General features: G+C 70.7%; 7 protein-coding genes. 5 read left to right on the top strand and 2 right to left on the bottom strand.

Going from position 1 to position 10,061, the window contains the following annotated elements; genetic code table 11:
- Window positions 1–8: 8 nt before the first annotated feature.
- Window positions 9–419 (bottom strand): GFA family protein, encoded by a 411-nt coding sequence (locus ACKUB9_RS18030; protein ID WP_407524926.1) that lies wholly within the window; start codon window positions 417–419, stop codon window positions 9–11.
- A 1,266-nt stretch (window positions 420–1,685) separates the two neighbouring features.
- Complete coding sequence (locus ACKUB9_RS18025; protein WP_407524920.1) at window positions 1,686–1,997, bottom strand: GCG_CRPN prefix-to-repeats domain-containing protein; 312 nt, start codon at window positions 1,995–1,997, stop codon at window positions 1,686–1,688.
- A gap of 365 nt (window positions 1,998–2,362) precedes the next feature.
- Between ACKUB9_RS18025 and ACKUB9_RS18020 the strand changes: the two genes are divergently transcribed.
- From ACKUB9_RS18020 to lpdA, 5 genes are all read left to right on the top strand, one after another.
- The gene (locus ACKUB9_RS18020) at window positions 2,363–2,641 is read left to right on the top strand and encodes a DUF6489 family protein (protein ID WP_407524918.1); all 279 of its coding nucleotides are present in this window, start codon (window positions 2,363–2,365) and stop codon (window positions 2,639–2,641) included.
- A 152-nt stretch (window positions 2,642–2,793) separates the two neighbouring features.
- Entirely contained in the window at window positions 2,794–3,552 is a 759-nt protein-coding gene (locus tag ACKUB9_RS18015; protein WP_407524915.1) for a YoaK family protein, read from the top strand.
- Window positions 3,553–3,927: 375 nt separating this feature from the next.
- Window positions 3,928–6,597, top strand: a complete 2,670-nt coding sequence (aceE, locus tag ACKUB9_RS18010) for a pyruvate dehydrogenase (acetyl-transferring), homodimeric type (RefSeq protein ID WP_407524913.1) — start codon at window positions 3,928–3,930, stop codon at window positions 6,595–6,597.
- Between the two features lie 250 nt (window positions 6,598–6,847).
- A complete protein-coding gene (gene aceF, locus ACKUB9_RS18005; protein ID WP_407524910.1) occupies window positions 6,848–8,167 on the top strand; it encodes a dihydrolipoyllysine-residue acetyltransferase in 1,320 nt (439 codons plus the stop codon).
- Window positions 8,168–8,180: 13 nt separating this feature from the next.
- Window positions 8,181–10,037, top strand: a complete 1,857-nt coding sequence (gene lpdA, locus ACKUB9_RS18000) for a dihydrolipoyl dehydrogenase (protein ID WP_407524907.1) — start codon at window positions 8,181–8,183, stop codon at window positions 10,035–10,037.
- Window positions 10,038–10,061 lie beyond the last annotated feature (24 nt).

Genomic DNA, 10,061 nt, shown 5'->3' with positions numbered 1-10,061 from the left:
CATCGTCCTCACCCCTGCCGCGGAGACCGTCCGCTAACGGGGTGTCTCAAGCAACCGTGGGGCGGAGGAACCCAGGCTTGCTTGCTGGCCGTCCACATGTGCGCCGTGGGCCTGAACGCGGCAGGCTCGTCCAGGCTCCCGCAGGTCAGCCCGACGACGCCGCCGCCCGTCCGTTCGGAGAACAGGGCCGTGCCGCAGATCTGGCAGAAGCCGCGCGCCAGCGCCGGTGAGGAGTTGAACCGGCCGACCGGTCCCGAGATCGTCACGGCGTCGATGGGCATCAGAACCCGGGCGTTGAACGCTGCGCCGATGGCTCTCTGGCAGAGGCGGCAATGGCAGACCCGGACGTTGATCGGCTCGCCTCGCGCCTCATAGCGTGAGGCCCCGCAGAGGCAGCCTCCCTGAAAGGTTCTCGCCACCGAGATCGCTCCGCCTCGATCGTCCCTGGCAGGTCTTGTGGCGATCGAAGGCCGTTCGGTCCAGCACCCGAACCGGAGCAGCGACGCCGGGATGGCGCACGGACCAAGTGCCGGGATCGGGTCTGGTTCAGTCGAGAGCGCCCCGTGTGGCTTTGTGCCGAGCGAGGCCGCCTACGGTCCGTGCCGTGCGCGTTCGCGGTTGGACTCACCCCCCGTCCGGATCGTCGACCTGCGCTCGATCCGCGGTGAACCTCGGTGATCGACGGCGGTTGATGGCGACCTCGACCCTCCGGAGCCGCCCACCATGCGCACCACGATCGCCCTCTCAGCGGCCCTCGGCCTCGCGCTCACCGGAGCGACAGCAGCGCAGACGGCCAGGGTGCCGCCGCCCAGCGATGCCGTCGGTGCGCCCGGGCCGAGCGGCAATGCGGGACCGGTGTCCGGACATGGCGGATCTGCGACGCGTTCGCCGCCGAACCTGCCCGGCAATCCCGGCCGCGAACCCGTGCCGGGCAGCATGCCGGGCGTCTGGATCGGCGGCAGTCCGACAGGCGGCCCACCCGGGACAGGGGGCACGGCGGGCGGCATCGCCGCTGACAGCCGCTGACTGGTCCGTCTGCTCGGTGCTGGGACGATCAGGAGGTGGGATGGGCGGTCGCCCTCATTCGCCGGGCGGAACGCCGGCTCGCGTGAGCCTCGGGGGCGGACGCGGAACCCCGCTCGTCGGCGGGAATGAGGCAGGACGGGGCGGTGGATGCGCGCGCGGAAGCCGCGGGATCGGTCCGGTGGCCCGGACGGGACCGGTGCGGCTCCGGATCGCGACGGGACTCGATCAATCCCCGCGCGTCGAGGCCGGTGAACCGCGCCGGGGCCGGGCGGATTGATCCCCGGCACGCCTGGATCGGGCGGCGTGGACGGCGCGAACCATCCTCGTGGGAGACAGCGGAATGTCGATCTTCATCGTCATCATGGCGCCCTGGCTCCTGCTTGCCGTCCTCGAATTCATGCGGATGCGGGCATCCCGTCCGCTGTGATCCGTCCGGAGCGGCGGATCCGGTGCTGGCTGTCAGCGCCGGATCCACGGTGAGGCTCGGGGCAAGGGGGGCTCGGCCGGCGGCGTCCCNGGGCATCCCGTCCGCTGTGATCCGTCCGGAGCGGCGGATCCGGTGCTGGCTGTCAGCGCCGGATCCACGGTGAGGCTCGGGGCAAGGGGGGCTCGGCCGGCGGCGTCCCGCTCCGGCAGCGGGACGCCGCAGCGGGACCGCATCAGAAGAAGCGGACGGCGATGCCGCTCGGACGGCCGAAGGGGCGGTGGCCGTAGCCGTAGCCGTAGGGGCGGTAGCCGTAGCCGTAGCCGTAGGGGCGGTAGCCGTAGCCGTAGGGACGGTACATCGGGCGGCAATTGCCCCAGGCGTTCGGCGCCCAGCCCGGGCCGCAGCCCATGGCGACGTTCTGCACCTGCGCGTCGCCCGCGATCACCCCCGCCTGCGCCACCGCGCCCGGAGCCGCGCTCGCGGCCGAGGCGAAGCCGAGCGTGCCCGCAACGATCGCCAGCGCCATGATCTTGGAGTTCGTCATGACAGTATCTCCTCTTGTCCTCTCGTCACCGCGTCTTGCGGATCAAGAACAAGGGAAGTGTTAAATCGTCTTCGCCGGGAAGAATGTGCCGAATGACACGCCGACGCGGGCACCGGCCCGTCCGGGCCGGTATCCGCGCCTGGAGCGGGCCGGGCGTCGCATCACCGGACATCGTGTGCCCGGCCCGCCGCCGCGCCGCCGGGAGAGGGGCTGGATGGGCGGCACGGCGGGCGCACCCTGGCACGGGCGCCACCGCCGCGCTGTTCACATAGGCAACCGGAGGGGGCGATCGTGCTTTACAAAAAGTCGGGAATGCTCCTGTGTGGGTGCGGCGGGGCGCGCCGGCCCCGGGAGGAAGACGGGCGATGAAGTTCCGGGTCGAGGTCGACTGCACCCCGCTGGAGGCGCGCCAGTTCGTCGGCCTGCCCAACCTCGAACCGATGCAGGCGGCCGTGATGGCGGAACTCGAGCGCCGGATGCTCGCCGACATCGAGCGCTTCTCCCCCGACGCGATGCTGCGCAGCTGGTTCTCGCTCTTCCCGCAGAACGCCGAGCAGATGCAGTCCATGTTCCTGAACATGTTCCAGCAGGGATTCGGCGGCTCGGCTCCCCCACCAGCCAGGACCGACCGCGAGCGCGAGTGACGCGCGCTCCTGCCGTTGAGGAAGAGTGACGGCTGCCGCAGGGGCGGCGGGCCGCGGGCGGGTGCCGATCAAGACTTGCCGTCCTCTGTCGGTCTCCCAGGTGAGGACGGACCGCCCGCGCCGGGCGCGACGCTGCTTCCCCGGGAGCCCCGATGGCCGACAGATCGTTTCCCGCGAGCGCGGCGACGCGCGTGCCTCTGGCAATCATCCTGTCCGGCCTGGCGGGATGCGCGGATGCGATCGGCTTCCTCGAATACTCGCAGCTGTTCGTGTCGTTCATGTCGGGCAACACCACCCGCTTCGGCGCGGCGGTGGCCGAGGGCGCGTGGGACGGCGCGACCCGCGTGGCCGGCGTGATCGCGGTGTTCTGCTTCGGCGCCTTCTCGGGCACCCTCATCGCCGCCTGGGCCGGGCGCTGGCGCCTGCCCGTGCTGCTGGGGCTGCTGGCCCTCCTCCTGTGCGTCGGGCTCGCCCTGCCGACGGGACCCGTCCCGTTCCCGTTCCACGCCTACCCGGTGGTGCTGGCGCTCGGGATGCAGAACGCGACCCTGCAGGACGCGGACGGGCGCAGCCTCGCGCTGACCTACGTGACGGGGGCCGTGGTGCGCTTCGGCACCGGTCTGGCGAACCTGATCCTGCGCAAGCCCGCCGAATCCTTCTGGATCCAGGCGCCGCTCTGGGGGGCGCTCAGCACCGGGGCGGTGGTGGGCGGCCTCCTGCATCGCGGTCTCGGGGAGGCCGCCTTCCTGGCCGCGGCGGCCGTGGCGGCCTTGCTCGCCCTGGCGGTGACCGTCCTGACCGTCGCCAGGCCGGGAAGCCCGCTCATCGCCGGCAGGGCGCCCGTGCCCGGCGCGCCCGCGGAGGCCGCGCCGGTCCAGGGGGTGAAGGCGCGCCGGATGGACCCGTCCTGAGCCTCGGTCGTTGACGGTGGTGCCGGATCGGAGGCGAGAGCGGATGCGCGCGCGGGAGGGCCCGGGACATTCTGACCGAACGGACCGACGGCGGGATTCCGCAGGGGCAGCACGCCGCCGCGTCAGATCTCGCGCGGCCGGCCAAGCACTGCCGGCCGCCCGGCGCGGACCGGCGTCGGATCTGGACCTGTCTGAGCTTCCGGAACGAATTCCGCTTCTGTTCCGGAATGCCGGAACGGTTCGGGTCCGGCGCGGCACTAAGCTCTTGCACTTCCTTGCGAGTTCTCTAAGCCATGATGTGGCACGCACCGTGCTCAAGGCCCGGTGACGGACCAGCCCCGCGCCGCCGCGAGAGGGCAACCAGGGAGGACCAGAGTGGAACGCAGCCGCGAACTCGACCCGCGCGATCCCGACCCCATCGAGACCCGGGAGTGGCTCGACTCCCTCGACGGCGTGCTCGACGTGGAGGGGCCCGACCGGGCGCACTTCCTGATCGGTCAGGTGATCGAAGAGGCCCGCAAGAAGGGCGCGCCCGTCCCCTACTCGGCCAACACCGCCTACCTGAACACGATTCCGGTCGACAAGCAGGACCCACACCCGGGCGACCGGGCGATCGAGCACCGCATCCGCTCCGCCATCCGCTGGAACGCCATCGCGATCATCCTGCGCGCCAACAAGGATTCCTCCGAACTCGGCGGCCACATCGCGAGCTTCCAGTCGGCCGCGACCCTCTACGACACCGGCTTCATGCATTTCTGGCGCGGCGCCGGCGGCGGCCACGGCGGCGACCTGATCTACGTCCAGGGCCATTCCTCGCCGGGCATCTACGCCCGCGCCTTCCTCGAAGGGCGGCTCACCGAGGAGCAGCTCCTCGCCTTCCGCCAGGAGGTCGGCGGCAAGGGCCTGTCCTCCTACCCGCATCCCTGGCTGATGCCGGATTTCTGGCAGTTCCCCACCGTCTCGATGGGCCTCGGCCCGCTGATGGCGATCTACCAGGCCCGTTACCTGCGCTACCTCCATCACCGCGGGCTCGCCCACACCGACGGCCGCAAGGTCTGGGCCTTCATGGGCGACGGCGAGATGGACGAGCCCGAGTCGCTCGGCGCGATCTCGCTCGCCGCGCGGGAAAAGCTCGACAACCTCGTCTTCGTCATCAACTGCAACCTGCAGCGCCTCGACGGGCCGGTGCGCGGCAACGGCAAGATCGTGCAGGAGCTGGAGGCCAACTTCCGCGGCGCCGGCTGGAACGTCATCAAGGTGCTGTGGGGCTCCGGCTGGGACGCGCTGCTGGCGCGCGACACGTCCGGCATGCTGGCGCGCCTGATGACCGAGTGCGTCGACGGCGAGTACCAGGACTTCAAGTCGAAGAACGGCGCCTACATCCGCGAGCACTTCTTCGGGAAGTATCCCGAGACCGCCGCGCTGGTGGCCGACTGGAGCGACGACGACATCTGGCGCCTCACCCGCGGCGGCCACGACCCGAGCAAGGTGTTCGCGGCCTACAGCGCGGCCGTGAAGCACAAGGGCCAGCCCACCCTCATCCTCGCCAAGACCGTGAAGGGCTACGGCATGGGCGAGGCCGGCGAGGGCCAGAACATCACCCACCAGCAGAAGAAGATGGGTGAGGTGGTCCTCAAGCAGTTCCGCGACCGCTTCCAGATCGACCTCACCGACGCGCAGATCGGCGAGATCCCCTTCATCCGCTTCCCCGAGGGGAGCCCTGAGCACCGCTACCTGATGGCGCGGCGCGAGGCGCTGGGTGGTCCCTTGCCGGCGCGCCGCCAAAGATCGCAGCCGCTCGACGTGCCGCCGCTGGAGGCCTTCGACGCGCAGCTCAAGGAGACCGCGGGCCGCGAGATCTCCACCACCATGGCCTTCGTGCGGGTGCTCAACACCCTCCTGCGCGACAAGAACATCGGCAACCGCATCGTGCCGATCGTGCCCGACGAGAGCCGCACCTTCGGCATGGAGGGCATGTTCCGCCAGTTCGGCATCTTCAGCCAGGTCGGCCAGCTCTACCGGCCGGAGGATGCCAACCAGCTGATGTACTACCGCGAGGACGAGAAGGGCCAGATGCTCCAGGAGGGCATCAACGAGGCCGGCGCCATGTCCTCATGGATCGCGGCCGCGACCTCCTACTCGCATTCCGACGCGCCGACGATCCCGTTCTACATCTACTACTCGATGTTCGGCTTCCAGCGCATCGGCGACCTCGCCTGGGCGGCGGGCGACATGCGGGCGCGCGGATTCCTGATCGGCGGCACCGCCGGGCGCACCACGCTCAACGGCGAGGGGCTCCAGCACGAGGACGGGCACAGCCACCTGTTCTCGGCCACGATCCCGAACTGCATCTCCTACGACCCGACCTTCTCGTACGAGGTCGCGGTGATCGTGCAGGACGGCCTGCGGCGGATGTACGCCGAGCAGGAGGACGTCTTCTACTACATCACCGTGATGAACGAGAACTACGCCCATCCGGGCATGCCGGAGGGCGCGCGGGAGGGCATCCTCAAGGGCATGTACCTGTTCCGCGAGGGGCAGGGCAAAGGCCCGCGGGCGCAGCTCCTCGGCTCGGGCACCATCCTGCGCGAGGTGATCGCGGGCGCCGAACTTCTGGAGGCGGATTTCGGCATCGCCGCCGACATCTGGTCCTGCCCGAGCTTCACCGAGCTGAAGCGCGAGGCGATGGCGGTGGAGCGCTGGAACATGCTGCACCCGACCGAGCCGCAGCGGACCTCCTACGTCGAGACCTGCCTGTCGGGCCGCTCAGGCCCGGTGATCGCCGCCACCGACTACATGCGGCTGTTCGCCGACCAGATCCGCCCCTACGTGCCGGGCCGCTACAAGGTGCTGGGCACGGACGGGTTCGGGCGCTCGGACTACCGGGTGCGCCTGCGCGACTTCTTCGAGGTCGACCGGCGCTGGGTCGCGGTGGCGGCGCTCAAGAGCCTCGCGGAGGAGGGCCAGGTCCCGGCCGCCAAGGTCGCCGAGGCGATCGCCAAGTACGGCCTGGATCCGCAAAAACCCGCCCCCTGGACGGTGTGACGCCGGCCGGGTCCGCGTGCGACGCGGGGCGGCGCGACGGGGAACCCCTCTCCCGTGCGGGAGAGGGGCAGGGGTGAGGGTCCCGGACCCTTCAGGACGACTATCCGGCCGTGGTGCTGGCAGCGGGACGCGTCGAGCCTCTCGCTGAACCACCCGGTCCCTCACCCCTACCCCTCTCCCGCACGGGAGAGGGGATCCCGCGCCATCCGCGCCATCAACCCATCAGACGTGACGGAACGGGAGAGACGCCGTGGCGACCGAGGTCAAGATTCCGGATATCGGGGATTTCAAGGACATCCCGATCATCGAAGTGCACGTGAAGGAGGGCGACACGATCGGGCCGGACGATCCGCTCGTCTCGCTCGAATCCGACAAGGCCACCATGGAGGTGCCCTCCCCCTCGGCCGGCGTGGTCGAGAAGGTGCTGATCAAGATCGGCGACAAGGTGAGCGAGGGCAGCCCGATCCTGCTGCTCAAGGGCGAGGGCGCCGCCGCGGCCGAATCCAAGCCCCAGACCAGATCCGAGCCGAAGGGCAACGGGGCCGCGCCCGCGGCTGACACCGCCGCGCTGATGCAAAAGCAGGAGCCCGCGCCGAGCCCGGCCTCCGCGGCGGCGCCCGCCGCCTCCGCGCCCGCCGCCTCCGCGATCCCCGATTTCTCCCAGGTCCACGCCAGCCCGGCGGTGCGCCGCCTCGCGCGCGAACTCGGCATCGACCTCAACGCCGTGAAGGGCACGGGCGAGAAGGGCCGGATCACCAAGGAGGACGTGAAGGGCCACCTCACCCGCGCGGCGGCCCCGGCCCCGGGCGGCGCCGTCATGACCTCGGGCGGCATGGGCATCCCGGAGATCCCGGCGGTCGATTTTTCGAAGTTCGGACCGATCGAGACCAAGCCGCTCGCGCGGATCAAGAAGATCTCGGGGCCGCACCTGCACCGGGCGTGGCTCAACGTGCCCCTCGTCACCCACCAGGACGAGGCCGACATCACCGAGACCGACGCCTACCGCAAGGAACTCGACACCCAGGGCAAGGAGAAGGGCTACCGCGTCACGCTGCTGGCCTTCCTGATCAAGGCCTCGGTCTCGGCCCTGCGGGCGCACCCCGAGTTCAATTCCTCCCTGTCGCCCGACAAGGAGGCGTTGATCCTCAAGCGCTACTACAACATCGGCGTCGCGGTCGACACGCCGGACGGGCTCGTGGTGCCGGTGGTCAAGGACGCCGACCGCAAGGGCATCACCGAGATCAGCCAGGAACTCGGCGCGCTCTCCAAGAAGGCTCGCGACGGCAAGCTCGGCAGCGCCGACATGCAGGGTGCGACCTTCACGATCTCGTCGCTCGGCGGCATCGGCGGCACCGCCTTCACGCCGCTCGTCAACGCCCCCGAGGTGGCGATCCTCGGCGTGGTGCGCTCGAAGATGGCCCCCGTCTGGGACGGCTCGGAGTTCAAGCCCCGCCTGATGCTGCCGCTCTCGGTCTCCTACGACCATCGGGTGATCGACGGAGCGCTCGCCGCGCGCTTCACCCGCCACCTCGCCCACGTCCTTGAGGACGTGCGGCGGCTCGTGATCTGAGGAGGCGACAGCGATGAGCCAGAACGAGGTCCGCCTCCCCGACATCGGCGACTTCAAGGACGTCCCGGTCATCGAGGTCGCCGTGAAGCCCGGCGACACGATCGGGGTCGACGACACGTTGATCGTGCTCGAATCCGACAAGGCGACGATGGACGTGCCCTCCCCCGTCGCCGGCACGGTGGCGGAGGTGAAGATCAAGCCCGGCGACAAGGTCAGCCAGGGCGACCTGATCCTGCTGCTCTCGGGCGCCGGTGCCAGCACCGGCGCTGGCGCCGGCACCGGTGCGGCCAAGCCCGGGATCGCCGAGACGGCCGCCGCGAAACCCCCCTCGGCCGCGAGCGGCCACGCCCCCGGCGAGGGGCAGGCCGGCTACGGCTCCTCGGCTGCGGCCGGGGGCAACGGCGCGGCGCCCGCCGCGCCGGCCCCGAAGGCCGCCGCCCCGGTCTCCGGCGAGGAGATGCGCGCCGAGGTGCTGGTGCTCGGCGCCGGCCCCGGCGGCTACACGGCGGCGTTCCGGGCGGCCGATCTCGGCAAGAAGGTCGTGCTGGTCGAGCGCTGGGCGTCGCTCGGGGGCGTCTGCCTCAACGTCGGCTGCATCCCCTCGAAGGCGCTGCTCCACGCCGCCAAGGTGATCGACGAGAGCCACGCCATGGCCTCGCACGGCATCAGCTTCGCGGCGCCCTCCATCGACATCGACAAGCTCCGGGGCTGGAAGGAGGGTGTCGTCAAGAAGCTCACCGGCGGGCTCGGGGGCCTCGCCAAGCAGCGCAAGGTGACGGTCGTCACCGGCACCGCCCGCTTCGTCAGCCCGCACCAGATCGCGGTGGAGCACGAGGGCCAGACGCGGGTCATCGGCTTCGAGCAGGCGATCATCGCGGCGGGCTCCGAGCCGGTGCGGATGCCGTTCATCCCGCACGACGACCCGCGGGTGATCGACTCGACGGGGGCGCTCGAACTCGACGGCATCCCCCAGCGCCTGCTCGTCATCGGCGGCGGGATCATCGGGCTGGAGATGGCCACCGTCTACCACGCGCTCGGCGCGAAGGTGACCATCGTCGAACTGATGGACCAGATCATCCCGGGCGCCGACAAGGACGTCGTCACCCCGCTGATGAAGCGGATCTCCAAGCAGTACGAGGCGATCCACCTCAAGGCCAAGGTCACCGCCGTGGAGGCCCTGCCCGAGGGGCTGAAGGTGACGTTCGAGGGCGGCTCCGCCCCGGCCACCGACACCTTCGACAAGATCCTGGTGGCGGTCGGGCGCCGGCCCAACGGCAAGCTGCTCGGCGCGGAGGCGGCGGGCGTGATCGTGGACGAGCGGGGCTTCATCCCGGTCGACCGGCAGATGCGCACCAACGTGCCGCACATCTTCGCCATCGGCGACGTGGTGGGCCAGCCGATGCTCGCCCACAAGGCGACGCACGAGGGCAAGGTGGCGGCCGAGACCGCGGCGGGGAAGAACTCCTTCTTCGACGCCAAGGTGATCCCGTCGGTGGCCTACACCGATCCGGAGGTGGCCTGGGTGGGGCTCACCGAGAACGAGGCCAAGGCCAAGGGCCTCAAGGTCGGCAAGGGCGTGTTTCCGTGGGCGGCGAGCGGGCGCTCGCTGTCGCTCGGCCGCGACGAGGGCCTGACCAAGGTGCTGTTCGACGAGGCGACCGACCGGATCGTCGGCTGCGGCATCGTCGGGCCGTCTGCGGGCGACCTGATCGCCGAGGCCGCGCTCGCCATCGAGATGGGGGCGGATGCGAGCGACATCGGGCTCACCATCCACCCGCACCCGACCCTGTCGGAGACGGTCGGCATGGCGGCGGAGGCCTTCGAGGGCACGATCACCGACCTCTACATGCCCAAGCGCGCCGCCCACTGAAGCGCGATCTGGGCCGGCGTCCGA

This window comes from Methylobacterium oryzisoli (assembly GCF_046557895.1).
GTDB lineage: Bacteria > Pseudomonadota > Alphaproteobacteria > Rhizobiales > Beijerinckiaceae > Methylobacterium > Methylobacterium oryzisoli.
The sequence above is the reverse complement of the archived record's forward strand: the minus strand, read 5'-3'. Positions and strand labels throughout refer to the sequence as shown.

Excerpts from the sequence above, each read along its gene's own strand:
- ACKUB9_RS18025 (WP_407524920.1), bottom strand. The coding sequence starts at position 1,997 with ATGACGAACTCCAAGATCATGGCGCTGGCGATCGTTGCGGGCACGCTC.
- lpdA (WP_407524907.1), top strand. The coding sequence starts at position 8,181 with ATGAGCCAGAACGAGGTCCGCCTCCCCGACATCGGCGACTTCAAGGAC.
- ACKUB9_RS18020 (WP_407524918.1), top strand. The coding sequence starts at position 2,363 with ATGAAGTTCCGGGTCGAGGTCGACTGCACCCCGCTGGAGGCGCGCCAG.
- ACKUB9_RS18015 (WP_407524915.1), top strand. The coding sequence starts at position 2,794 with ATGGCCGACAGATCGTTTCCCGCGAGCGCGGCGACGCGCGTGCCTCTG.